The following is a 23,330-nucleotide window of genomic DNA, read 5'->3' as shown; positions in this document are numbered from 1 at the left end:
TTCGGGACATTTCGGGAATCGCTGGGAAACGTCTGCAAGCCTTAAGGCACGGGCTTCCCCCGCTTCCCGCTTCGCCCGTTTCGTGTTATTTCGGTTCAACCGGGAAAAGGGCCCCGCTTCCCGCTTCGCCCTTCTCCCTTTAGGGAAGGGGGCGAAACGGGGGGGGCGAAACGGGGAGGCGGTCACTTGTCCCATAACCAGTCCCCTTTGATTGCGAGAAAGCCACGCTCTACCAGTCCAGTGATTGCCACCTTGGCGCGTGATGTTTTATGCCTGGCATCGGCGGGGATGCGCTCGGAAACAATCGCCACGGCATCGGCATATTGAATGCACGGCCTTCCTGTTGGTGCGCCTTCCTTGCCAGCGTGCGGAGAATTGCGTAGCGCTTCCCCTATGGCTTCGTTTGCGATCTTCTGGTTACTGCGCAGCGTCGGCCTCTTGGCCTGTTTGATTGCGTCAGCCGATTCATCCGATAGGGCCACGCAAGAAGTGATGGCCTCGCCCTCGTCATCGGTTCCAACTTGCACGACTGACAGCTTGAACGGGTGCGCTTCTCCGGTGACGTCATCCTTCGACTTGGCCACGCTCCAGGATCTGCGGGTGTCGCTGGCGCTTACTTCGATCGCACCATCAAGGGCGGCATAAAGACTCGAATGCCCGCGCAGCCCCTTCGTTGTGTCCTTGCCAGTGTGGTGCACCAGGAGCACCAGGCCGCCAATCAGCCCTTGCAGGCGCTTACATGCGGCGATCAGGTTACCCATGTCTACGCTTGAGTTTTCATCGGCTCCGGGTGCGGCACGATTCAAGGTGTCGACGATCACCAGCCCGCCACCCCCGCCACCGGCAATAATCGCCTTGGCCAATTCGATCACGTCGTTACTCAAGATGTCGAAAGGCTGTGCTATGAAGCGCAGCTCGTCGGGCACGGGCCTTTTGTGGTGCTGGCTCCATGCTCTAACCCTTTTGCCCATCCCGGCCTCGCCCTCCAGCACAACGTAGGTGGCAGGGGCTTGTGTTACCCGGCGGCCAAACCATTCGGCCCCCTCGGCAACAGCGGCGGCTATGGCCAGCATCAGGAAACTTTTTCCGCTTCCACTGGCGCCGTACAGTGCGGCTAGCCCTTCCGCTGGAAGCACCCCGCGCACCATCCAGCGCATCAACGGGGCGTTGCATAGGTCCGCCCCGGATTGAAGCTTGAATCGCATTGGCGCCGCATCACCGAACGGGTCAGCCGTCATGCGGCTTTGATTTTTCTGTGCGCTACCATGCTCAAAGAGTGTTTTACCTTGTGCGCCCCGCCCTTGTGGTGGGGCTTCTTTTTGGGCAGAAATCCTCGGTGGCGAATGCGCAAGGGCATCGATTGTCATGCCGTTCCCTTCCGCTGCCGCTGCTTGATCCATGCATCGACTTCGTCCTCGATGAACATCAACCGCCTGGGTGCAACCTGCACCGGCTGAACGAACTCACCGCGATCGACCATCCGTTCGACAGTTCGCTGACACGGCCCCTCATCACCGCCCAGCTTGCGCAGCACGCTCTCGTATGAAATCAGCTTCATCGATACCCCTTGTTTGTCTGGATGCGTCCAGTGTCGGCTTCTGTCGTGCCAGTACGCGCACCCGGCAGCACGTCGAGCCAGTCGCCGACAGCTGCCGGGACTTTCACCTCGACATCAAACCCCTGCTGCACCAACCGGAAAGCAGCGATGTATGCGGCCTTATGTCCGGTGAAGCTCGCGTCGTTGTCGGCGAAGATCGTGATGCGCTTCACGCCTGCGGGCGGCTCGAATGTCTCGATGCCGTGCGCCGTGACGCATGACCAAACCGGAATGCCGAACTGAATGGAAGCCGCCAGGGCCGTTTCTATGCCCTCGGCTATGCCTACCACTTCACCGACGCCCGATAAGCGAATGGCGCCGCCTGTGACGGGTTTCCCGCTCATCAATTTTTTCGGACACTCGACCGGTGCTTTGTGGCCGTCCGCGATGTAGGTCCGATGCAGGGTTGCGCCCGTGCCGTCCGGTGCATGGACCAGCGCAACCATCGCCGGGAACTTGCCGACGAGCGTCTTGCCCTCGTAATACGGAAGGGCTGGGTGCAGTCGCAGGTTGTCGGGTGACGTCGTCAGATCGAGACCGCGCCCTGCCAGGTAGCGCATCACCTCATCGCTTATGGCCAGGGGCTTGGATTCAGCCCACACCCGGCGTAGCGCATCCAGCTTTTGCTTCTCGTCGGGCACTTTGGCGACCTGAACCTGCTGCACCACCCCAGCAATGGACTCGATCTCATGGGCGGCCGTCTTGAAGTCGATGCCCTTGAGGCTCATCACCAACTGGACGCCATCACCAGCCCCGCAGTGCGAGCAGAAGAACGTCCCGCGTCCATCCTGGTTATCGAAGCGGAACCTGTCTTTCCCGCCACACACCGGACAAGCCGCGTGCTTACCTGATAGCTGCTTGTCGGTCAGGCCGAAACTGGACAGGATGCCGGTCCAGCGGCCTTGTGCTACCTCACGGACGGGCTGCAGCATTGCCGGCCTCCTTCCGCTTGGCGTTGATGTAGGCGATTTGCCTTGAGGTCACGAAGTTGCGCACCTCCTGCGTTGCCGGCTCTGGAACCTTCTCAAGCCCCTTGGGATAGACGCCGAACTTGTCCCTGTACACGCACGCCGCGCGATGCGGACTCCATTTCTCATCGACGGACAGCTCAAGCAACTGGCTATAGAACGCCTGCTTCTCTTCGCGCGTCGGCTTCCTGTCACGTTTGAGCCTTACGAGCTCGCCGGGCTCCACCTCGACCTCGGACGGCCGCTCGGGCGCCAACCCGCACGCCGGGCAGGTGTGAACCCTCGCCGGCTTCATGTAGCTGCATGACGGGCATTTCTTGGGCTTCGGCTCTTCCTTCTCCTTGCCGGCCCCTGGCTTTTTCGCCGCGCCGTCATCCAGCTCAAGCGGCAGATCGTCGGTCGGATAGCCCAAGCGTGCAGCGCTGCCGGAGTGGTCGAGGATGATGGCTCGCCCTTTCCGCGGATAGGGACGTAGCACCCTGCCCGCCATTTGAATCCAGCGGGTCAGGCTTCGCGTCGGCCGCGCCAGGATCATCACGCCGCAGGCCGGCATGTCCCAGCCTTCGGCCAAAATCCCCACGTTGCTGATCACCCTCGTCTGTCCGCTGGTGACTCGCGCCAGGATGCCGCGGCGTTCTTCCTCGTCGGTGTAGCAGTCGATGTGCTCAGCGGAGATGCCGGCGGCGTTGAACTCGCTGGCGATGTGCTTGCTGTGGGCAATGCTGGTCGCAAAGCAGACCGTGGGCAGGTCGCGCGCCAGCCGTCTCCAGTGGGCCACGATGTCGCCAACGAGGGACGGCTTATCGACTGCGGCGGCCAGTTGGCGCTCGTTGTAATCCTGCTCACCGAATGCGTTGCGCACCATGGCGACGCCGGAAAGGTCAGGTTCAGTCGGCGCGTAGATGTCGCAGTCGACCAGGAAGCCCATGTCGATCAATTCCCGGATGCTGGCCGCTTGCACGATGCGCTCGAACAACGCCCCCCCCAGCTTGTCGTAATGCTTGCCCAGGCCCTTGGCGAACGGCGTGGCGCTAAGTCCGATCACTGGCAGGGCGTTGTAGCGGAACAGCAGATCGCGGTAGTGGCTGGATCCGGCGACGCCGTGGGCCTCGTCGATCACGATCACGTCGATGTCGACGGGCAAGCCTCGCCTGGCCACGGTATGGATCGAGCACACCAGCACGGGCGCATCCAGCCGGTGGGTGTTGTCACCCTGCAGCACGCCAACACTCAGGCCGGACTCGCGCAGGCGGCGCGCAGCCTGCTCCACAAGCCCGATCCGGTTGGCGACGAACGCCACGCGCCTGCCCTTACTGTTGGCCGAGTGGATCAGCGCAATGGCAATCTCGGTCTTGCCGCTCCCCGTGGGGGAATAGATGATCTGGCGCAGGACGCCGGCACGTCCATTCTCTCGGGCCTGCTCCACCGCGCTGGACTGGTAGGGGCGGAGCGTTGCCAACCCTGCATCGGGCCGCATGACTCAGCCCTCGGCGCGCGGGGTCGGACGGCTCGCCGCCACGCGCTGTTTGATCCAGTTGTCGACTTCCTCGGCAACCCAGCCAGTCGCGCGAACACCCAACTTGATGGGCGGCGGCATGTCGCCGGTTTTGACCTTCAGAAAGACTGAGGACCGCGAAAGGCCAGTGCGGGCCATCACGTCAGGGAGGCGGATTATGTTGACCATCTTTGTACTCCGTTAAATTCAAGGGAGTACAAAGACTATTTTCCATTTTCCTAGGTACGCACACCCCCCCCCGGCACAAAAGAGAAAAGCCCGCACAGGGCGGGCCTTTCAAACTGATTCGACTACCTGTAGAGCGTCAAGGACTCGTTGCGCTGACTTTGGCCAGTAAGTGCGCGAACGCCACAGCCCCCGATATTGGCGGCTTGCCGCTGGTGGTTACACGGATCGTCTGACCGCGCTTGCCGCGGGCTTTCCGAGTTTGTTTTTTGCTGGTCATGTCATTTCCTCTCATAAAGGTTTCGGTCCCAGGTGGCACGGCTTTCGGAAGGGAACCACATTGCCACCGTATTGAATCGGGCTTTCAGCATAGGCATCAGACTCGGGCACTTCTTCTGCAATGCAGGCAGGTGTCTGCTTCTTACGCAGTTCGATGTCCAATACGACGCCCCCAGCTTTCACTATCTCGAGCAGTTCATCGGAGAGCGCATTGACCCTTGCAACGGTGGCGTCGTCGAACCTGTAGCCCCCGTATTGTTCGCCAGCCCAGGCGCCCGGCATCCCGTCCGTGCAGTGCGCCTTGACAAACTGTAGCAACGTATCAACCCGCCCGGCGGCCCTCTCACGGAATGCCGCGGCGGACTTGGGCCATGAGGCAACAAGGGCTTTTGCGGTCTCAATTTCCTTACGTTCCTGGCTGGTGCAACACAATGGTGCCGGGCGGGGCAAAGACATCATCCGGGCTTCCCATTCTCGATCGGCACGAGAACGCTCATCACGGCGGCGCTGCTCTTCCTCATCCGACACGCGAATACATACCTCGTAGAGCGCCTTTGATTTTCTGGAAATTCTTATTGCCCCTGGTTCATCCGCTTCTCGGCAATTTGCTGTGGGCGATCCCTTGGGCAAGGACCCGTCAGCCAGTATTGTGACGGTCACCTTGCGCATGCCTGGCTGGCCCGGCAATTGGTCGCGTCGCACAAGTCCGGCGGAACTCAATGATTCAGCCGTGCCAGTGAAGACGTCGCCCCACGGAGCTTCACTCTTGCTGACTCCAGGAGCAGAATCAGTGACGTGCCCGTGCTCAGGGCGATCGCGCCCCGGGAATGAAATGCTTGCATTGAAAATCCCACCCCCTCTGAAGTTAGACGCTTCCACACGAGCCTTGAGTCCGCGCGGGTCTGCAACTCGAAGGCTTTTCTTCGGCCCGTTGGGTTCGCCAGGGAACGCCATTCCGGCAGCGATGCCGATACCCTGCAACTGCTCCTTCGTACCGTAGATGAGGTCGCCCCATGGGAGTTGGTTATATTCAAGTACGCTGGGCGGTCTAAGATTCGTTACAGCCATGATGCAATCTCCTAAACAGGTTGCTTTGCGGTCAGGGCTGGTCGGGTGCTCGAACACCCTTCCGGCCCGCTTTGCCTGATACCGTCAGGCGGCGGCTTTACTCTTGATCGGCGTCACGGTTGCCGCTTTCTTCGGCTCGCACCAGGTCGCCCAGTCATCCATCATCTGCAGCCGCTTCTGAAACATGTCGCCACGGCGGTAAGCCGCCTCTACTTTGTTCTCGACTACGTGCGCCAGCGCCATTTCCACCATGTCACGGTCATAGTGCGTAGTCTCGGCGGCCCAGTCCCGGAAAGACGACCGGAAACCATGGGGCACTATAGCCCTGCCGGATTGTGCATCCACCCACTTCGCCAGGCCCGCTTTTACCCTGCCCGCGTTCATTCTCTTCAACGGCTGGCCGAGGCCGCCAGTATTGACGGGCTCGCCGATGATCTTGCCGGGAAAAACATATTCCCCCTGACGCATCTCCTTCGCCTTGGTGAGAACCGCCAGCGCAGCAGCCGAGAGAGGCACCCGGTGTTCCCTTCGACCCTTCATTCTGTCCGCCGGGACGGTCCAGACACCCTTTTCCATGTCTATCTCGTCCCACTTCGCCGCACTAGCTTCGCCGCAGCGGGATGCAGTAAGGATTAGAAACTCCAGGCAGAGTAAGGTGGCACCCTCATGCTGGCGCAGTTTGCTGATGAACTCGCTCATCTGGTCATAGGGCAATGCGGGCTGTGGCTTATGCGGCGCAATCTTGCCCGGTGCGGGCAGCACGTTATCGAGGTGGCCACGCCAAGCTGCGGGGTTCTCGCCCTCCCGGTAGCCCTTTACCTTGGCGTATGAAAGTATCTGTTCGATTCGACCGCGCAGCCGCGTGGCGGTCTCGGTTATGGTGAACCATATCGGGTTGAGCAGTTCCAGCACCATTGCGGTGTTGACCTCGCAAACCGGCGTGTCGCCCATGACAGGATAAGCGTAGGTCGCGAGTGTGCTTTCCCACTGGCTGACGTGCTTGACGTTATTCCAGCCGGCCCGGTTGGCCTCGATGTACTCTAGTGACACCTTTTTGAAGGTGATGGCCCCCGCGGCGACTTGCGCCGCACGCGCGGCTGCTGCCTGCGCTTGCTGCTTGCGATGCTCCAGAGGGTCGACCTTGTTGTGAACCATGCCGCGAGCCTCGGCAGCGCGCCGCCGCGCTTCCTTCGCCGCCACATGCCCGAGCGACCCCAGCCCCATCTCGCGGCGCTTGCCGTTGATCTGGAACCGGTAGATCCAGGACTTCGCCCCCGAATCGCTCACCTGAAGGTATAGTCCATCAGCGTCAAGCCAATACCCAGGCTTGGCGTGTTTTATTTTCAGTTCAGTAAGCATCTTTCACCCTCCCGTCACACTCAATTTACCCACCACTCTACCCACCATTATGGCGATGAATTTTAAAGAATCAAGTGAAACTGTAGTGAACTATGAATCGCGCCAGTCCTCGCTGCTGCTGGGATGGCGTTTTCTCTTGCTGAATTAAATTGAACTGTAGTGCACTACAATATGGCGGACACCGCCTCCGCCAGATAATCCGTTTCAGCGATCCGGGCGCAGGCCAGGCGCTAAACCCTGAATCGGGCGGCCTCGGGGAGCGCAGCTCACCGCCTCCGCCATCCCTAACCCATGGCACCGCTCCTTCATGCAAGGTCAGCTTTTCAGTCACGACTTCCTTACACGCGGAATTCTCGAAACCGCGCCGTGGCAGGCATTCGACAGAAATCAACTGGATGCTTTTACCACTGAACTGCGCCGCGCATACGGCATCGTTGCCGCCGACTCCGCACTCAACGAAGCACAAACCGAAAGTGAACTGATCGAGCCCGTCCTGGGCTTATTGGGCTGGGAGAATTTGCCGCAGATCAACATGTCCCAATCCGGGCGCGAAGACGTGCCGGATTTTCTGCTGTTCGCCGACGCCGCCGCCAAAGCGCGTGCGTTTGCAGAGCCTTCGGATGATCGCCGGGTGCGTCATGGTGTGGCGCTGCTCGAAGCCAAAAGCTGGCTGCGCGTATTGGATAGAAGCGAGCCGGGGCTGACTGGCACGCGCAAACCGCGCGACTTCGGCGCGCCGTCCTCGCAAATGCTGCGCTATTTATCCCGCGCCGACGTGATGAGCGACCGCGCCGTGAAATGGGGCATCCTCACCAACGGCGCGGTGTGGCGTTTGTACTGGCAGGATGCGCGTTCGCGCGCCGAAGACTTTTTCGAGATTAATCTGGCCGCCCTGCTCGGCATCTCCGGCACGCAACCCGAGCTTGACGGCTACGAATCCGATCATGGCCTCAAACTGTTTTATCTGCTGTTTGGTCGTGCCGCTTTCCTGAAGCAAACCTGGGATGGCGAGTTCCGCACATATCACGCCATTGCCCTGTCCGAAGCGCGGCGTTACGAAGAAGCCGTGTCGCAAAGCCTCGGCCAGCGCGTGTTCGACGAGGTGTTTCCCGCGCTGGCCAACGCGCTCGCCGCCAGCGATCTGCAAGCGCAGAAAACCGCGCGCGGCCAGTACACCCGCGCCTATCTCGACGAGGTACGCGAAGCCACCCTGGTGCTGCTCTACCGCATGCTGTTCGTGCTGTATGCCGAAGACCGCGCGCTGCTGCCCATCCACGACCCGCGCTACCGCGACTACAGCCTGCGCGTGATCCGCGACGACATCGCCGACAAGCGCGACAAGGGCGGCGTGTTTTCCAGCACGGCGGGCAATTACTGGGGGCGGCTGACCGAGCTCTTCATCATCATCAGCGACGGCGACGATGCCGTCGGCATGCCAGCCTACAACGGCGGCCTGTTCGAGCGGGCGCGGGCGCCGCTGCTGGCGCGGGTGCGCGTGGCCGACGCCAAACTCGCGCCGGTCATCGACGCGCTGGCGCGACGCACCGAAGACCTGCTGCGCCCGCCGATCAACTACCGCGACTTGTCGGTCTCGCACCTGGGCGGCATTTACGAACGCCTGCTCGAATACAGCCTGGCCGATGAGGGCGGCACGCTCATCGCCCGCCCCGCCAGCTTTGCGCGCAAGGTCAGCGGCAGCTATTACACCCACGACGATCTGGTGCGACTCATCCTCAATCAGTCAGTTGGGCGGCTGGTCGATGAACAGACGACCACGCTTGAGCAACTGCTCGACACCTACAGTAAACGTAAATCGCTCAAGCCCTACGAGTGGGATGCGCTCGAAGCCATCGATCCCGCTGCCCAACTGCTCGAACTGAAAATCTGCGACCCCGCCATGGGCAGCGGGCATTTTCTGGTGGCGCTGGTGGACTGGCTGGCGGACCGGGTCTTGCTGGCGATGCAGGAGGTGGATGACCGCGTCAACGCCATGCCGTGGGCGGCGCATCTGGTCGATCAGAAACGCCCCTACGCCTCGCCGGTGGTGGCGCGCATCGCCGACATCCGCCGCCGCATCCTCGCCACCGGCCTGGAACACGGCTGGGCACTCGACGAACGCCAGCTTGACGACCGCCACATCGTGCGCCGCATGATCCTGAAGCGCGTCATCTTCGGCGTGGACAAAAACCCGATGGCGGTCGAACTCGCCAAAGTCGCCTTGTGGCTGCATACCTTCACCGTCGGCGCGCCGCTGTCCTTCCTCGATCATCATCTGCAATGCGGCGACTCGCTGCACGGCGAACAGCTCGACGCGGTGCGTCAGGGCTTGCTGGCATTTGGTGTCATGTTTCAAGGCGCGGAACTCGACCGCCTCGAAATCGCCGCCAAAAGCCTTGAAGCCGTAGCCGACCTCACCGACACCAGCATCGCCGAAGCGCACGAATCCAAACGTCTGGCCGACAGCGCCCGCGAACAGGTCGCGCCCATTCATGGCTTGCTGAATTTCTGGCGTGCCTTGCGCTGGCTGGTTCCAGGCTGGCCGGACAAGCAGCGCAAAGCCGTGGGGCGCTCCACCGTGGAAGGGCTTTCGGATACGCAGCGCGTCATATCCGAGCTTTTCTCGGATCGCTACAACCTGGTGGGGGTTATCCAGACAGGCCATATCAACGGCGACAGCGAGACCATCGCAGCGGTCAACGCACTGCTGAAAGATGCCGCCACGCTCGCGCGCGAAGAACGCTTCTTCCACTGGCACACCGCCTTCCCCACCGTGTGGCGTGGCAGCAGCGGCGGCTTTGATGCGGTGATCGGCAACCCGCCGTGGGACCGCATCAAGCTGCAGGAAGTCGAATGGCTGGCCGAGCGTGACCTCGCGATTGCGCGCCAGCCGCGCGCCGCCGACCGCAAGCGCCTGATCGCCGAACTGGAAAAAAAGCGCGCCCCTTTGTGGCAGGACTATCTCGCGGCCAGCGAACGCGCCGTGCAGCAAGCCCGCGTGGTGCGCGACAGCGGCGACTATCCGCTGCTCGGCGGCGGCGATGTCAACCTCTACAGCCTGTTCGTCGAGCGCGCCACCGCGCTGGTTCAGCCGCGCGGCATTGTCGGGCTGATCACGCCGTCGGGCATTGCGGCGGACAAAGGCGCATCGGAATTCTTCCGCACCCTGGTCGAAACCGAAACAGGTGACGGTGCGCGCCTCGCCGCGCTGCTGGATTTCGAGAACAAAAAGGTGTTCTTTCCTGACATTGATTCACGCTTCAAATTCTGCGCCCTGGTGTTTGGCGGCGCGGCGCAGCGCTTTGCGCAGGCCGAGTGCGCTTTTTTCCTGCACCGTGTGGACGAACTCGCCGACCCCGAACGCGTGCTGCGGCTTTCCGGCACCGACTTCCTGCGCGTCAACCCCAACACCGGCGCCGCGCCCATCTTCCGCACCCGGCGCGATGCCGAACTCACCACGCAGATTTATGCCCGCCACCCGGTGCTGGTGAATCGCTCATCCGGCGTGGAGCAGAAAGTCTGGCCGTTGCGTTATGTGACGATGTTCCACATGACCAACGACTCGGACAAGTTCATCACCCGTGTCGAACTGGAGAAACAGGGCTGGCAGCGCGCGCCGCTGAATCGCTGGACGAAGGGCGAGGCGCAAGCGGTGCCGCTGTATGTAGGCCGGATGATTTACCACTACGATCATCGTGCTTCCAGCGTAACGGTGAACGAAGAAAACCTGCATAACGCTGCACTGAGCGAAAACCTAACAGCGGGCGCGAAGGCTGACCCCAGCGTTTTTCCCGAACCGCAGTATTGGGTGGCTGATTCTGACGTTCCGGCCAGCGTGCATGCTTGGGCACTTGCATTTCGCGACATTGCTCGCGCTACTGACTTTCGTACAATGATTGGCGCTATTGTCCCGACGCTTGCGGCTGGCAATACCCTGCCTTTCTTGACAGGGCTGGAAGCAAGTGAAACTTGTCTGATGCTTGCGAACTTCAATTCACTTGTGTTCGATTACATCACACGCCAGAAGGCGCAAACCACGCACCTCAACTGGTACATCGTCGAACAACTCCCCGTCATCGCCCCCGCCGACTTCGAGCAGTCCATCGGCGGCGTGAGCATCGCCGACTTCATCCGCGCCGAGGTGCTGGCGCTGACCTACACCGCGCACGACATGGCGGGCTTTGCGCGCGACCTGGGCTATGTGGATGCAAGCGGCGCAGTGAAGCCGCCCTTTGTGTGGGATGCCGACGACCGCGCCCACCGCATGGCACGGCTGGATGCGCTGTTCATGCACCTTTATGGCTTGTCCGCCGCCGACGCGGATTACATCCTGTCGACCTTCCCCATCGTGCGCGAAAAAGACCTGGCGGCGTTTGGTAGCTTCCGCACCCGCGACTGGATTCTGGCGTATCGGCAGCGCATCGACGGCGGCGTGCTTTCCCACCACAATCTTGACGCGCCCGCAGTGCAATAAGAACGGCTTGCTCCCGGTATGGGAGCGTGCTACATTGTGCCATGCGCATCATCGCGATCAGCCAGCTACGGGCGTTCTGGAACAAGCATCCCCAGGCCGAGATGCCGCTCAGGGCTTGGTACGCCGATGCCAGCCGTGCCGATTGGAAAAGCCCGGCGGATATCAAGGCGGCCTATCGCAATGCCAGTTTTTTGCCCAACAACCGCGTGGCATTCAACATCAAGGGCAATGACTACCGGCTGATCGTGGCCGTGCATTACAACCGGGGCATGATGTTTATACGCTTTGTCGGCACCCACGCGGAATATGACCGCATAGACGCCAGCACGATATGAAAGGACACACGATGGAACTTAAACCGATCCGTACCAAGGCGGAATACAAAATGGCGCTGGCCGAAGCCGAAGCCCTGTGGGATGCCCCGGAAAAAAGCCCCGAGGCCGACCGGCTGGAAGTACTCAGCCTGCTGATTCAGAACTACGAGGCCCGTCATCACCCCATCCCCGATCCCGATCCCATCGCTTTCCTGCTGCACGTGATGGAGGCACGCGGACTGACCCGCAAGGATTTGGAACCTTTTATTGGAAGCCGGGCGCGCGTGGCAGAAATCCTCAATCGGGTGCGGCCGCTGTCGCTGGACATGATCCGCAACCTGTCCACGGGCCTCGGCCTTCCCGCAGAAGTGCTGATCCAGCCCTATGAGGCGGGCGATGGCAGGAAAGCCGCATAAGGCAGGTGCCCCATGAACAAAGCCGTGTTGCTCACCCCCGTCAACCACGACCGCGACAGCGCGGAGATGACCTATGTCTATCCCGTCGTCTCGCGTCGTGCGGGTGGCGTCTCGGTGGGGATCAATCTCAATCCCAACAACGCCTGCAACTGGGCGTGCGTGTATTGCCAGGTGCCGGGACTGACGCGCGGCACGGCGCCGGACATCGATCTGGCGCAACTCGAAGCCGAACTGCGCGCGATGCTCACCGACATCCTCCACGGCGACTTCATGCAAACGCGCGTTCCCGACGGGGCGCGGCGGCTGAACGACATTGCGCTGTCGGGCAACGGCGAGCCGACCAGCGCCAAAGCCTTTCCGCAAGTCATTGAGCTGATCGGCCGGGTGATGGCGGATTTCGATCTGGTTGGCAAGATCAAGCTGCTACTGATCACCAACGGCAGCCTGACCGACCGCCCGCGCGTGCAGGACGGCCTCAGAAAAATGGCGGCCTTGAACGGCGAGGTCTGGTTCAAGTTCGACAGCGCGACCACCGCCGGCATGCGCAGCATCAACCAGACACGCATTTCACCCGACAAGCAGTTCGAGCGCCTGGCCATGGCCGCGCGACTGTGCCCGACCTGGCTGCAAACCTGCGTGTTCGCGCTGGACGGCGCGCCGCCTTCGGACGCGGAGCAGGCGGCGTACCTGGCTGCAGCTGCACGTATCCGGCAGCAATCCATCCCGGTGCAAGGCGTGCTGCTGTATGGCCTGGCACGGCCATCGATGCAGCCGCAGGCCAGCCGGCTGTCCGCGCTGCCCGGCGAATGGCTCGAAGCGTTTGCCGAGAAAATCCGCGCGGCCGGCTTGCCGGTAAAGGTGTCGCCATGATCCACGGCATCGGCACCGACCTGCTGGACGCCGGGCGCATCCGCAGCGGGCTGGCGCGGTTTGGCGAGCATTTTGCCGACCGTATCCTCGCGCCCGCCGAGCACGCGGGGTATTACGCCAGCCGCGATCCGGCGCGCTTTCTGGCTAAATGCTTTGCCGCCAAGGAGGCGTTTGCCAAGGCGGCGGGAACCGGGCTGCGCGCGCCGGTGTCGCTGCGCAACATCGCCGTGCTGCGTGACGCGCGCGGCAAGCCCTTCCTGCAATGCGCACCCGAGCTTGATGCCTGGCTGGCGGCACGCGGGGTGACCGCGCATCATGTGTCCTTGTCGGACGAAAGCGATCTCGTCCTGGCTTATGTGATTCTGGAGGCAACATGACGCCAACTTTCCATCTGGAGCACCCATGACGCTACGTTTCCATCAGGAGCGTTCATGACGCTCGGCCCCTTGATGCTCGACGTGGCGGGCACCGAACTGACCGACGACGACCGCCACCGTCTCGCCCACCCGCTCGTCGGCGGCGTGATCCTGTTTTCCCGAAACTACCGCGACCCGGCGCAGCTGGCCGCGTTGACCGCCGATATCCATGCGCTCAAGTCGGCGCCGCTGCTGATCGGCGTCGATCACGAGGGGGGGCGGGTGCAGCGCTTTCGCGAGGGTTTCACCCGCCTGCCGCCGATGCGCAGCTTCGGCGAAATCTGGAACGAACACCCGCCACGCGCCCGCGAACTGGCGCGCGAAACCGGCTTTGTGCTGGCGAGCGAACTGCGTGCGCACGGCATCGACTTCAGCTTTGCGCCGGTGCTCGATCTGGATTACGGCGCTTCCTCGGTCATCGGCGACCGCGCCTTCCATGCCGATCCGCACGCCGTGTTTCAGTTGGGACAGGCCGTGATGCTGGGCATGAGAGACGCCGGCATGGCCGCCTGCGGCAAGCACTTTCCCGGCCACGGCTTTGTGGTGGCGGATTCGCATGTCGCCATCCCGGTGGACCAGCGCACCCTGGCCGACATGGCGATTGCCGACCTGGTGCCGTTCCGGCTGATGATCGAGGCGGGTCTTGCCGCGGTCATGCCGGCGCACGTGATCTATCCCCAGGTCGACGACCGGCCCGCCGGATTTTCAAAAGTGTGGCTGCAAAAGCTGCTGCGTCATCAACTGGGCTTCGATGGCGCGATCTTCAGCGACGACCTGTGCATGGAAGGCGCCGCCGTGGCGGGCGGCATGGTCGAACGGGTGGCCGCATCACTCGACGCCGGCTGCGACATGGCACTGGTGTGCAACCGGCCCGACCTGGCGGACGAGGTGCTGGCGAATTTGAAGGTCGACTGGCCCGCCCCCGCCCGCGCACGGCTGGCGCGCATGCACGGCCACCCGCACCCGCCGACGCTGGTCCAGTTGCGCGAGTCGGCGCGCTACGTCAACGCGCTGCACCACCTCGCCGGGCTGGGGCAGGATTCCGCCGACCTCAACCTGCAGGTCGACCCGACCGACTACTGTGGCCGCGCATAAGCACGATCACAGCACCAGCCACGCCCACTCTCACGCGGGGCACAACGGCCATAGCGGCACCCTGCTTGTCGCCCTGCTGCTGACGCTGGCCTTCGCCGGGGTCGAGGCTGCGGCCGGCTGGTGGTCGGGCTCGCTCGCGCTGCTGGCCGATGCCGCCCACATGGTCACCGACAGTTCCGCCCTGGGGCTGGCGGCCGCTGCTGCCTGGCTGGCGCGGCGTCCACCGAGCATGCGGCATTCCTACGGTCTGGTGCGCGCTGAAGTGCTGGCGGCACTGATCAACAGCCTGCTGATGCTGGTGCTGATCGGCTTTATCGTGCGTGAAGCCCTCGAACGCATCGGCACCCCGCGCGAGATCAGCGGCAGCACCGTCATCGGCGTCGCGGTAATCGGCCTCGCGATCAATCTCGCCGTCGCCTGGGTGCTGCATCGTGGCGAGCAGACGCTCAACAGCCGCGCCGCCCTGCTGCATGTTCTGGGCGACGCGCTCGGCTCGGTGGCGGCGATCACCGCAGGCATCGTCATTGTCACCACCGGCTGGACGCCGATCGATCCGCTGCTGTCGCTGCTGGTGGCGGCGCTGATCCTGGTGTCGGCGCTGCGCCTGCTGCGCGAGGTCGTGCACGTGCTGATGGAAGGCGTGCCGCTCACTGTCCGGCTCGACGCCGTCGGCCAGGATCTGGCAACGCTCGACGGCGTGCTGCGGGTGCACGACCTGCATGTGTGGACGCTGTCGTCCGGCACCATCGCACTGTCGGCACACCTGGAAATCCGCAATCTGGCCGACTGGCCGGCCATCCTCGCCGCCGCGAGTCAGGCCATGGATACGCGGCACGGCATCCGTCATGTCACCCTCCAGCCCGAAGCGCTGACGGGCCAGCCGCTGCTGCGCGCCACCTACCCCCCGCATCCCCCGCTTTCCTGATCCGACGGTTTTTTTATTGCGTCGAGGCTTGATCTTTTAATGAGAATCGTTATCATTCGCTTTTCTTATTGATCATATGCGTGAAGCCTGCAGCCATGCCAACCGACCCCACGCGCAGCAACAGCCCGGCACCCCCCGCCGCTTCCCGTCCTGCGGTCAAGCCCGGGGAGCGGACTTATCCGTCGGGCATCATCTCGACGGATTTTTTATTCCAGGGCAATCAGGAAATACTGATCAGCCACAACGGCGAGCACTATCGCCTGCGCATCACCAAGAACGGCAAACTGATTCTGACCAAGTAGTACCGCCCCCCGCATCGCCCGCCCGCGCATACGCGCCAGCCAGCTACTCAACCCCAAGGAGACTGGCATGTCCACACCGTATTTCCACGACACCCCGGATATCGTCATTGCCGCCACGCGCTGGCTGATGCGCCGCTACCAACAAACCGGCTGCCGCAGACTCGCCCGTATGGTCGAGCAGCACCTGCGCTGGATGGAATCCCACGCGTCCAATCCGCAGCTTGCCGGCGCCTGTCGTTCGAATGGCGCGCGGTCTCGCGCACCCCCGAGGCCGTCAACGCCACCCCGCAACCCGCCGTCCACTAAAGGAGCTCTTATGATCTCGATTGGAAATACTGTTCCCGACGTCACCTGTGAGGCCTATCTGCCTGACGGCCGCATCGAAGCGGTTTCGCTCGCTCACTATCGCGGCAAATGGCTGGTGCTGTTTTTCTGGCCGCTCGATTTCACCTTCGTCTGCCCGACCGAAATTCGCGCCTACTCGGACCTGAGCCACGACTTCGACGTCTCGGGCGCAGTGCTGCTCGGCGCCAGCGTCGATTCGGCGCACGCCCACCGCGCCTGGGTCAGGCAAGGCCTCGGCGCAGTGAGGTTCCCGATGCTGGGCGACGTGTCGCGCGCACTGGCGCAGGGCTTCGGCGTGCTCGCCGAATCCGGCGTGGCGGTGCGTGCCACCTTCATCATCAACCCCGAAGGCCGCGTCGTCAGCGTGGCTGCAAACGACCTCAACGTCGGCCGCTCGGCGCGCGAAACCCTGCGCCTGCTGCACGCCCTGCAAAGCGGCGAACTCACCGCCTGCGAATGGCAGCCCGGCGAAGCTTTCGTCGCTGCCGCCTGAGAAAGGAACAACCATGCGAACCTCCCCCACCGCCTCGCTCCTGGTCGCCGCGCTGGTGATGCTGCGCCACCCCTGCACCAGAAACCGGGCCACCGCCCAATTGCTGCTCGAACGCGCCGCCGAACACGCCGAGCTCACGCCCGCTGAGCGCGAAGCCTGCCTCAATCTCGCCGACGACCTGGAGAGCGAACGCCCCGAGGCCGCCGGGACGCGCGTGCAGCCTGCGCCCCGGCCCGCCATCGACAGGGGCCAGGCGCGCCGCTTAAGCCTGGTATCCGGGCAGCCCCTTGCCCACGGCACGAAAGCATTCATTCCATGAGCGCCGCCTGCTCTGCCGCCCTCGCCGCCCTCGCCCGACGCCTGGGCGGGCTGGGCCCGTTTCGAGCTGATTTTGTCCACCAACCCTGAAAGATGTCATCCATGCAATTTCATTTATCCGCGTTAGCCAGTGCCATTTCATTGGCGTTTTCCGTTTCCCAGGCGAACGCCCAGACTGCGGCCACGGTCGAACCAGAATCCCCGGTCAAAACCCTCGAAGAAGTGACGGTCAGCGCCGACTGGCTGGGCGCGCCGACGCCCGAAGCGGCGAAGAAACATCCCGGGGCCCGGACCGTCGTCACCTCTCAGGAGTTGACCGAATCCGGTGCGCGCACCGTGGAGGATGCGCTGCGCACGGTGCCGGGCGTGCGGGTGTTGGACGAAAGCGGTACGGGCATCCTGCCAAACATCGGCGTGCGCGGCCTCAATCCCTTGCGCAGCGAGCAGGTGCTGGTGCTGGTCGACGGCATGCCAATTACATTGGCGCCTTACGGTCAGACCGGCTTGTCGCTGTTTCCGTTGACCCTCAACACCGTCGAAACCATTGATGTAGCGCGCGGCGGCGTCGCCGTCCACTACGGCCCGAACAACGTCGGCGGCGTGATCAATTTCGTGACCAAGCGGATCCCGCGAAAGACCGCCATCACGGCGAAGGAGACCCTGTCGGTTGCGGACAATGGCCGCGTGCTGACCGACACCTACCTGCGCGCGGGCGGTTTCGTGAGCGACAGGCTCGGCCTGCAGGCGCAGGCGAACGTCATCGACGGCAATGCGGAGCGCGACCACTCGGCGACCACGGTGAACAACCTGATGCTCGATGCGGACTGGTTCGTCACCGACAACGCCGATATCAAGGCCGGCTTGCAATATTACAAAACCGAAAACGAAATGCCCGGCGCCTTGACGCCGCAGTCCTACGAGCAGGACCGCGACCAGTCCACCCGGCCGCTCGACCGCTTCGACGGCGACACCCTGCGGGGGCACCTGGTCTACAACCAGTATTTCGATAACGGCGCTGAACTGAGCTGGAGCAATTTTGCCCATCGCAGCAACCGCCAGTTTTTCTTCGGCAACGCCAGCAACGCCGACACGCCATCGACACTGGAAATGTCGTCTCCGCGGGGGTTCTGGGTATATGGCAGCGAGCCGCGCTTCACCTTCGACATCGACGGCGCCATCAAGCAGAAAATTGCTATCGGCGCACGTTACATGCGTGAAGAAGTCGACTATGTCGTCGATTCGCGCAACGTCGCGACAAATGCCTACGCCGTTACACGCGACTGGCGCTTCGAGAACGATGCTGTCGCCGCCTACGTCAGCGATACCTTTTCCCTGCTCGACGACAAGCTGAAGATCACCCCTGGCATCCGCCATGAGAAGGTCGACCTCACCTACCGCAACAACCTCACCGGAGCCGAAACGAGCAACCCGACCCGTGACTGGCTGCCCGGGGTGGACATCGGCTATCAGGTGAACGACGCGCTGTTCCTGTTCGCCAATTTCCACAAATCCCTGCGCCCGGTCCAGTTCACGCAAATCACGTTTGGTGGCGATCTGGCCGCCGAGCGCGCGAAGAACTACGAAGCAGGCATTCGCCTGAGCCCGACGCGGAACGTCGACGCCGGTCTTACCGCCTTCCGCTTCGATTTCGACAACAAGATCGAATTCGTGAGCGCAACAGCGGGGTTCCGCAATCTCGGCGAAGCGCGCCACCAGGGCATCGAGGCGGAACTCGCCTGGCGGCCGAAGCAGGTCCGCGGGCTCGAATTCAAGACCGCCTATACCTATGTCGACACCGAGCAGCTTTCCGGCCAGTTCGAGGGCAACGAACTGCCCCTGGCGCCGCATCATCAGGTCAATCTCCAGACCAACTACCGCAGCGGCGCCTGGAACTGGAATGTGAATGGCCTCTACCAGAGCGCGGCATTCTCCGACGGCGCCAACACGGTTGCCGAAAATGCATCCGGCTCAGTGGGAAAAATCCCATCCTATTCGGTATGGAACGCGCAAGTCACCCGTGACTTCAGCTGGAACAGCACAAAAATGAAGGCGGGACTGGCGATCAACAACCTGTTCGACCGGGATTACTACTTCCGTGGCGTCGACTTCAGCCAGGGCCGGATGCCGGCGCCGGGCCGCGCTGCCCTCGTGACGCTGCAGATGGACATGTAACAGGAGCCGCCATGCGAGAGATTGTGATACTGGCGCACGTACCAACCGATTCGGTCAACGTCGGCTTTATTCCGGCGGCACAACGCCTGGGTTTATCCGTCGTGCTGTTGACCGACCACGCCGAGACGCATCGGCACTATTTCAGTCAGGCAGGGCTTGCGGCTTATCCCCATGAAATTGTCGCGTGTGACGTATTCAATCCGCTCGCGGTCATCGACGCCATTACCTGCCGTGAACAGATACCGGCGGCCATTTTTTCCAACAGTGACCACCTGCAGACCGGCACGGCGATCGCCGCCGAGTATTTCAGGTTGCCGCGGAAAGACTGGCACGTCACATATCGCGCCAAAAACAAGGCGGAAATGCGCAACGACCTGCAAACCCGCGGCCTCGACGTGCTCTGGCACGCCGTTGTCTGCGATAAGGCGGCGCTCGCGCGCGTGCTGGATAGCGTGCCGTTCCCGTGCATCGTCAAACCGCGCGAAGGCGTTGCCAGCCAGCAGGTCAGCCTGGCCCGCAACCACGCCGAACTCGCGGCGCAATGCGCCGCGGCGTGGAGCAATCAGCCTGGGCAGCCCTTACTCCTCGAAGAATACATCGCAGGCCCGCTCTACACGCTGGAAACCCTCGGTGATGACGAGAAGCTCTGCGTGCTCGGGGGCTTTCAGGTGAAATTGTCGCCGCCGCCGCATTTTGTCGAGCTTGAGGCCAGCTGGGGGACGGGATTGACGGCCGAGCAGGAAGCCCGGGTGGTCGACCTCATTCGCCGCTTCGGCGTCGGCTTCGGCGCATGCCACACAGAGTTCGTCATGACCGAGTCCGGTCCCCGTCTGGTCGAAATCAACTATCGCAGCATCGGCGATTACCGCGAGTTCCTGCTGCAGGACACGCTCGGCATTCCCTTATTCGAAATCGTGTTGCGCCTCTATTCCGGCGAACCTCTCCCACAGCTGAGCATCGCGCCGGGTGCCGCCCTGATTCGTTACTTCACCGCGCAGTCTGCAGGCCGCCTGACCCACGCGCCCGAAGCCTTTGTCCGGCATGCGGACGACATCCAGATCACGTTCAAGCCCCTACGCACAATTGGCGATACGGTTACGCTGACCCATTCCAACAAGGACTATCTCGGCGTATTGCGCGGTGCGGGTTCGGATGCGGACCGCCTGGGCCGGGAGATGGACCGTATCAGCAGCGGCCTGGCATGGACGATCGGCGCATGAAGGCGACCGCGCCCGGAACCGCCGTCGATACCGGCATGACGCACGCTGACGGCGCACACGCGGACTACATTTGCCGTCGCGTGGTGGATGCCCTGTTGCGTGAAGACGTACGCGAGTGCGTGAGCCGTTCGGCGGTTATGCCAAACGCCGCGTTGCCGGCAGCACTCGGCAAGCATGCGGAGCCTGGCGACGCCTGGCTCAGGGTGAGCCATTTCGGCGACGGCTGCCTGTGGATTCCGGTAGCCCGATCCTTCTTCATGCAAGATTGGCGCGCGGCCGGATCGCCGCTGCTGTGGCAGGCGGATGGGCAGGTCAGAGCGCTGTATGCAGTAGCGGATATTCTGGCCTGTTTCGCGCGCGGACTGCCTCCGGCCGCAGCGGCTCCGTTCGACGCGTTTGCCGGGGAATGCCAGGTGGCCGTCGAGCATCGCCATGTCAGCGAAACAGAACGCGAACGCTGGTTTGCCGAGTTCCGCACGCTGCATGGCACGGCGGCCGGCGCCCGGTTGCCGAATTGGCACTCGCGCCTGTTGCACTACGACCGGCTCGGTGCGTTTCTCGATCATCCGTTTTATCCGACCGCGCGCGCCAAGCTCGGTTTCGATGCCGACGCGCTCGCCGCTTACGGCCCGGAATTTCAGCGTCCTTTCCTGTTGCGCTGGCTGGCGGTACCGCGCGCCCTTTACCATCCGAGTAGCCGCGACGAACCTGGCCTGTCGCCGCTATGGCCCAGTTTCGAAGCCGTCGGCCTGCCTGCCGTGATGGCGGACACGCATGCCCTGGTTCCGGTACATCCGTTCGTATGGGCGCAGCAACTCGATGACCTCCTTGACGAGGCCGGATTACGCGAGGTGGTTCGCGCACCGCGGCCTTGTCTCGCGGTGACGCCGACGCTGTCGGTGCGCACCGTTGTGCTGCTTGATGCGCCGGAATGGCATGTGAAGTTGCCGCTGACGATCCGCACCCTGGGTGCGAAGAACATTCGCACCATCAAGCCGAGCACGATCCACGACGGCCATCGCATCCAGACCCTGCTTGCCGATATTGCCGCGCGTGAACCGTCGATCGCCGGCCGTCTGCTGCTGACATCCGAAGATTGCGGCGGACACGTCGATAACCGGATGTTTCTCGCTTATATCCTGCGCCGTTATCCGGTCGACGCGCTGGGCGAAAGCACGCTGATCCCGGTGGCGGCGCTATTGGCGCAAACGCCGGCTGGAAACACGGTTGCCGAGGAAGCTGCGGCGCAATTCTACGGCGGCGATCTTGAAACGTTTTCCAACGATTACTTCGATCTAACACTGCGCCTGCATTTGCTGTTGTGGCTGCGCTATGGCATAGCCCTTGAATCGAACCAGCAGAACTCCGTCGTTGTATTAAGCCGGGAAGCGCCCCGGCTACGCTTGTTGCTCAAAGACAACGACGCGGCGCGCATCCATCTCGACTATCTCGCTCGGCGTTGGCCGAATCTGGCGTCTCATGTTGCCGAATTGCAGGATCGGCGCATTGTCGTCACAGACCCGTTGCCGCTGGCACAAATGTTCACGACGATCACCTTGCAGCTCAATATCGCGGTATTGACCGAGCGCTTCGCGGCTATTCTCGGCTTGCCTGCCACTGCGCTGTATTCCCGCATCAGGCTACGAATCGAAGCCGTGCTGGCGGAATTGGCGGCGGATGGCGAGGACATTGCGCTGGCGCGCCGGTTGCTGCTCGAAGATGATCGGCTCTATATCAAATACTTGCTGATCGCCGCCACCCTGGCTGAAAAAACCGAGACGGGCGCTACCGACGTCAACAAGTTCTATGGCCGCAGCGCGCCTAATTTCTTGAGGGCGCTATGACCACTGATCGGCGCCGCATCGTCGCCACCATCATGGTTTGCCACTTTATCGCAGCTTTCGCCGCGCTCGGCATGCCGCCGTTTTTTACGTTGATACTCGATAAATCGCTGCACAGCGAAGCCGCCTATCTGGCCGGGTGGTTGTATGTCGTGCCGACGTTTTTTACCGCGATGAGCAGTCCGTGGTGGGGCAGGCTGGCGGATAAATACGGCAAGAAGCCGCTATTGCTGCGCGCTCAACTGGGATTGGCGGGCAGTTTCCTGCTCGCCGGCTTTGCCCCCAATGCGTGGGTGTTTTTCGTTGCCTTGGCGTTGCAAGGCCTGCTCGGCGGCACCTTCGCAGCCTCCAACGCTTATTTGGCAACCGTGGTCAGCGGCACAGCGCTAACCCATAGTTTGACGCTGATGCAATGGTCGGCACGGGCGGCGCTGGTGATCGCACCGGTAGGATTGGGCCTGTTGATGACGATTGAATCCCCGCTTGAGTTATACCGCTACTTGGCGCTGCTGCCGCTCATCGCGGCGCTGCTCATCGGACGGCTGCCAACTTGCCAAGTGCCAGCGGCGACCAAAGCGCCGATGCAGGCCAAGGGTGAAGCGATAGAAGTTACGCCCATGCAAATCTACGCGTTGCAGTTCGCGTTCGTATTCGCCACCGTGATTACCTTTCCTTATTTCGTTCCCTTCATTCAAGCAGGTTCCGGCTCAGTTTCGCCAGCTATTGCCGGGCTGTTGTTCGGGCTCCCGCACTTGATCTATCTATTGTGCGCAGTGCCATTGAGTCGCTATCTGGGGCAACGCGACCTGGTGTTCATGCTGTTGCTGTCGTACCTGTTGCTCGCTATCTCTCTGTTCGGTCAGGCGCTGTTTCCGTCGTTGCCTGCCGTGGCTGCCTGGCGCGTCTTAATGGGGCTCAGCATGACCGTCAGTTTCATCGGTTTGCACGCGCTGATCGCGGGCATCGTAAACAGCGACAACGCCGGGCGTACCTTCGGCTGGTTTGAAAGCAATGCCAAGTGGGGCGCTGTTATCGCCGGATTGATTGCAGGTACGGGCGTGCAGGCGCTCGATTTGCGCGCACCTTTTTTTATTGGCGCGTTGACGATGCTCGCCGCCGGTTGTTATCTGGCCGGCCTGGTGTTTGATCGTTTACGCCTACGCAATTCTTAGCAAGAGGA

The 23,330-nt window shown here is 62.4% G+C and carries 22 protein-coding genes; 14 read left to right on the top strand and 8 right to left on the bottom strand.

Annotation, left to right across the window (positions count from 1 at the left end; translation table 11 throughout):
* Nucleotides 1-182: 182 nt before the first annotated feature.
* The 8 genes from ABW22_RS14470 to ABW22_RS14440 form a co-directional block, all read right to left on the bottom strand.
* Nucleotides 183-1,367, bottom strand: coding sequence for an AAA family ATPase (locus ABW22_RS14470; RefSeq protein ID WP_157648663.1), 1,185 nt, complete (start codon nucleotides 1,365-1,367; stop codon nucleotides 183-185).
* On the bottom strand, nucleotides 1,364-1,558 hold the full coding sequence (locus tag ABW22_RS14465) for a helix-turn-helix transcriptional regulator (RefSeq protein ID WP_059758249.1): 195 nt from the start codon (nucleotides 1,556-1,558) through the stop codon (nucleotides 1,364-1,366). The genes ABW22_RS14470 and ABW22_RS14465 overlap by 4 nt, the downstream gene beginning before the upstream one ends.
* Nucleotides 1,555-2,529: a DUF7146 domain-containing protein gene (locus tag ABW22_RS14460; protein WP_082708902.1), complete on the bottom strand. Its 975-nt coding sequence runs from the start codon at nucleotides 2,527-2,529 to the stop codon at nucleotides 1,555-1,557. The genes ABW22_RS14465 and ABW22_RS14460 overlap by 4 nt, the downstream gene beginning before the upstream one ends.
* Complete coding sequence (locus tag ABW22_RS14455) at nucleotides 2,510-4,042, bottom strand: DEAD/DEAH box helicase (RefSeq protein ID WP_059758246.1); 1,533 nt, start codon at nucleotides 4,040-4,042, stop codon at nucleotides 2,510-2,512. Before ABW22_RS14455 ends, ABW22_RS14460 begins: the two co-directional genes overlap by 20 nt.
* A 3-nt stretch (nucleotides 4,043-4,045) precedes the next feature.
* The gene (locus ABW22_RS14450) at nucleotides 4,046-4,249 is read right to left on the bottom strand and encodes a helix-turn-helix transcriptional regulator (protein WP_059758244.1); all 204 of its coding nucleotides are present in this window, start codon (nucleotides 4,247-4,249) and stop codon (nucleotides 4,046-4,048) included.
* A gap of 136 nt (nucleotides 4,250-4,385) precedes the next feature.
* Complete coding sequence (locus ABW22_RS17460; protein WP_157648662.1) at nucleotides 4,386-4,526, bottom strand: hypothetical protein; 141 nt, start codon at nucleotides 4,524-4,526, stop codon at nucleotides 4,386-4,388.
* 11 nt (nucleotides 4,527-4,537) lie between these two features.
* On the bottom strand, nucleotides 4,538-5,593 hold the full coding sequence (locus tag ABW22_RS17455; protein WP_157648661.1) for a hypothetical protein: 1,056 nt from the start codon (nucleotides 5,591-5,593) through the stop codon (nucleotides 4,538-4,540).
* 84 nt (nucleotides 5,594-5,677) lie between these two features.
* A complete protein-coding gene (locus tag ABW22_RS14440) occupies nucleotides 5,678-6,952 on the bottom strand; it encodes a tyrosine-type recombinase/integrase (RefSeq protein WP_059758238.1) in 1,275 nt (424 codons plus the stop codon).
* 307 nt (nucleotides 6,953-7,259) lie between these two features.
* Here ABW22_RS14440 and ABW22_RS14435 point away from each other — a divergent pair, with 307 nt between their 5' ends.
* The 14 genes from ABW22_RS14435 to ABW22_RS14370 all read left to right on the top strand — a co-directional run bounded on the left by ABW22_RS14435 (nucleotide 7,260) and on the right by ABW22_RS14370 (nucleotide 23,322).
* On the top strand, nucleotides 7,260-11,423 hold the full coding sequence (locus ABW22_RS14435; protein ID WP_059758235.1) for an Eco57I restriction-modification methylase domain-containing protein: 4,164 nt from the start codon (nucleotides 7,260-7,262) through the stop codon (nucleotides 11,421-11,423).
* Between the two features lie 41 nt (nucleotides 11,424-11,464).
* Nucleotides 11,465-11,758, top strand: coding sequence for a type II toxin-antitoxin system HigB family toxin (locus tag ABW22_RS14430; RefSeq protein WP_059758232.1), 294 nt, complete (start codon nucleotides 11,465-11,467; stop codon nucleotides 11,756-11,758).
* A gap of 11 nt (nucleotides 11,759-11,769) precedes the next feature.
* Nucleotides 11,770-12,153 (top strand): helix-turn-helix domain-containing protein, encoded by a 384-nt coding sequence (locus tag ABW22_RS14425; protein WP_059758229.1) that lies wholly within the window; start codon nucleotides 11,770-11,772, stop codon nucleotides 12,151-12,153.
* Between the two features lie 12 nt (nucleotides 12,154-12,165).
* Complete coding sequence (locus ABW22_RS14420; RefSeq protein ID WP_059758226.1) at nucleotides 12,166-13,023, top strand: radical SAM protein; 858 nt, start codon at nucleotides 12,166-12,168, stop codon at nucleotides 13,021-13,023.
* Nucleotides 13,020-13,400 carry a holo-ACP synthase gene (gene acpS / locus ABW22_RS14415; protein ID WP_059758223.1) on the top strand — a complete coding sequence of 127 codons (381 nt, stop codon included), beginning with the start codon at nucleotides 13,020-13,022 and terminating at the stop codon, nucleotides 13,398-13,400. The genes ABW22_RS14420 and acpS overlap by 4 nt, the downstream gene beginning before the upstream one ends.
* A 54-nt stretch (nucleotides 13,401-13,454) precedes the next feature.
* Nucleotides 13,455-14,534, top strand: a complete 1,080-nt coding sequence (nagZ, locus tag ABW22_RS14410; protein ID WP_059758220.1) for a beta-N-acetylhexosaminidase — start codon at nucleotides 13,455-13,457, stop codon at nucleotides 14,532-14,534.
* Nucleotides 14,521-15,459: a cation diffusion facilitator family transporter gene (locus ABW22_RS14405; protein ID WP_059758217.1), complete on the top strand. Its 939-nt coding sequence runs from the start codon at nucleotides 14,521-14,523 to the stop codon at nucleotides 15,457-15,459. Before nagZ ends, ABW22_RS14405 begins: the two co-directional genes overlap by 14 nt.
* Nucleotides 15,460-15,554: 95 nt before the next feature.
* The gene (hemP, locus tag ABW22_RS14400; RefSeq protein WP_059758214.1) at nucleotides 15,555-15,761 is read left to right on the top strand and encodes a hemin uptake protein HemP; all 207 of its coding nucleotides are present in this window, start codon (nucleotides 15,555-15,557) and stop codon (nucleotides 15,759-15,761) included.
* Between the two features lie 67 nt (nucleotides 15,762-15,828).
* Entirely contained in the window at nucleotides 15,829-16,599 is a 771-nt protein-coding gene (locus ABW22_RS14395; RefSeq protein WP_237763362.1) for a peroxiredoxin, read from the top strand.
* Between the two features lie 13 nt (nucleotides 16,600-16,612).
* On the top strand, nucleotides 16,613-16,918 hold the full coding sequence (locus tag ABW22_RS14390) for a hypothetical protein (RefSeq protein WP_059758208.1): 306 nt from the start codon (nucleotides 16,613-16,615) through the stop codon (nucleotides 16,916-16,918).
* A 101-nt stretch (nucleotides 16,919-17,019) separates the two neighbouring features.
* Complete coding sequence (locus ABW22_RS14385; RefSeq protein WP_082708900.1) at nucleotides 17,020-19,089, top strand: TonB-dependent receptor family protein; 2,070 nt, start codon at nucleotides 17,020-17,022, stop codon at nucleotides 19,087-19,089.
* An 11-nt stretch (nucleotides 19,090-19,100) separates the two neighbouring features.
* Complete coding sequence (locus ABW22_RS14380; protein WP_059758205.1) at nucleotides 19,101-20,309, top strand: ATP-grasp domain-containing protein; 1,209 nt, start codon at nucleotides 19,101-19,103, stop codon at nucleotides 20,307-20,309.
* Entirely contained in the window at nucleotides 20,291-22,153 is a 1,863-nt protein-coding gene (locus ABW22_RS14375) for an IucA/IucC family protein (RefSeq protein WP_088178795.1), read from the top strand. Before ABW22_RS14380 ends, ABW22_RS14375 begins: the two co-directional genes overlap by 19 nt.
* Nucleotides 22,150-23,322: an MFS transporter gene (locus ABW22_RS14370; protein WP_059758201.1), complete on the top strand. Its 1,173-nt coding sequence runs from the start codon at nucleotides 22,150-22,152 to the stop codon at nucleotides 23,320-23,322. The genes ABW22_RS14375 and ABW22_RS14370 overlap by 4 nt, the downstream gene beginning before the upstream one ends.
* The last annotated feature ends 8 nt before the right edge of the window (nucleotides 23,323-23,330 follow it).

The organism is Thiobacillus denitrificans, from assembly GCF_001530125.1.
GTDB classification, from domain to species: Bacteria; Pseudomonadota; Gammaproteobacteria; order Burkholderiales; family Thiobacillaceae; genus Thiobacillus; species Thiobacillus denitrificans_C.
This window is presented reverse-complemented; position numbering and strand designations above follow the sequence as displayed.

Coding starts and splice junctions, on each gene's coding strand:
- ABW22_RS14470 (WP_157648663.1), bottom strand. CDS start 1,367: ATGACAATCGATGCCCTTGCGCATTCGCCACCGAGGATTTCTGCCCAA.
- ABW22_RS14465 (WP_059758249.1), bottom strand. CDS start 1,558: ATGAAGCTGATTTCATACGAGAGCGTGCTGCGCAAGCTGGGCGGTGAT.
- ABW22_RS14460 (WP_082708902.1), bottom strand. CDS start 2,529: ATGCTGCAGCCCGTCCGTGAGGTAGCACAAGGCCGCTGGACCGGCATC.
- ABW22_RS14455 (WP_059758246.1), bottom strand. CDS start 4,042: ATGCGGCCCGATGCAGGGTTGGCAACGCTCCGCCCCTACCAGTCCAGC.
- ABW22_RS14450 (WP_059758244.1), bottom strand. CDS start 4,249: ATGGTCAACATAATCCGCCTCCCTGACGTGATGGCCCGCACTGGCCTT.
- ABW22_RS17460 (WP_157648662.1), bottom strand. CDS start 4,526: ATGACCAGCAAAAAACAAACTCGGAAAGCCCGCGGCAAGCGCGGTCAG.
- ABW22_RS17455 (WP_157648661.1), bottom strand. CDS start 5,593: ATGGCTGTAACGAATCTTAGACCGCCCAGCGTACTTGAATATAACCAA.
- ABW22_RS14440 (WP_059758238.1), bottom strand. CDS start 6,952: ATGCTTACTGAACTGAAAATAAAACACGCCAAGCCTGGGTATTGGCTT.
- ABW22_RS14435 (WP_059758235.1), top strand. CDS start 7,260: ATGCAAGGTCAGCTTTTCAGTCACGACTTCCTTACACGCGGAATTCTC.
- ABW22_RS14430 (WP_059758232.1), top strand. CDS start 11,465: ATGCGCATCATCGCGATCAGCCAGCTACGGGCGTTCTGGAACAAGCAT.
- ABW22_RS14425 (WP_059758229.1), top strand. CDS start 11,770: ATGGAACTTAAACCGATCCGTACCAAGGCGGAATACAAAATGGCGCTG.
- ABW22_RS14420 (WP_059758226.1), top strand. CDS start 12,166: ATGAACAAAGCCGTGTTGCTCACCCCCGTCAACCACGACCGCGACAGC.
- acpS (WP_059758223.1), top strand. CDS start 13,020: ATGATCCACGGCATCGGCACCGACCTGCTGGACGCCGGGCGCATCCGC.
- nagZ (WP_059758220.1), top strand. CDS start 13,455: ATGACGCTCGGCCCCTTGATGCTCGACGTGGCGGGCACCGAACTGACC.
- hemP (WP_059758214.1), top strand. CDS start 15,555: ATGCCAACCGACCCCACGCGCAGCAACAGCCCGGCACCCCCCGCCGCT.
- ABW22_RS14395 (WP_237763362.1), top strand. CDS start 15,829: ATGTCCACACCGTATTTCCACGACACCCCGGATATCGTCATTGCCGCC.
- ABW22_RS14390 (WP_059758208.1), top strand. CDS start 16,613: ATGCGAACCTCCCCCACCGCCTCGCTCCTGGTCGCCGCGCTGGTGATG.
- ABW22_RS14385 (WP_082708900.1), top strand. CDS start 17,020: ATGCAATTTCATTTATCCGCGTTAGCCAGTGCCATTTCATTGGCGTTT.
- ABW22_RS14380 (WP_059758205.1), top strand. CDS start 19,101: ATGCGAGAGATTGTGATACTGGCGCACGTACCAACCGATTCGGTCAAC.
- ABW22_RS14375 (WP_088178795.1), top strand. CDS start 20,291: ATGGACGATCGGCGCATGAAGGCGACCGCGCCCGGAACCGCCGTCGAT.
- ABW22_RS14370 (WP_059758201.1), top strand. CDS start 22,150: ATGACCACTGATCGGCGCCGCATCGTCGCCACCATCATGGTTTGCCAC.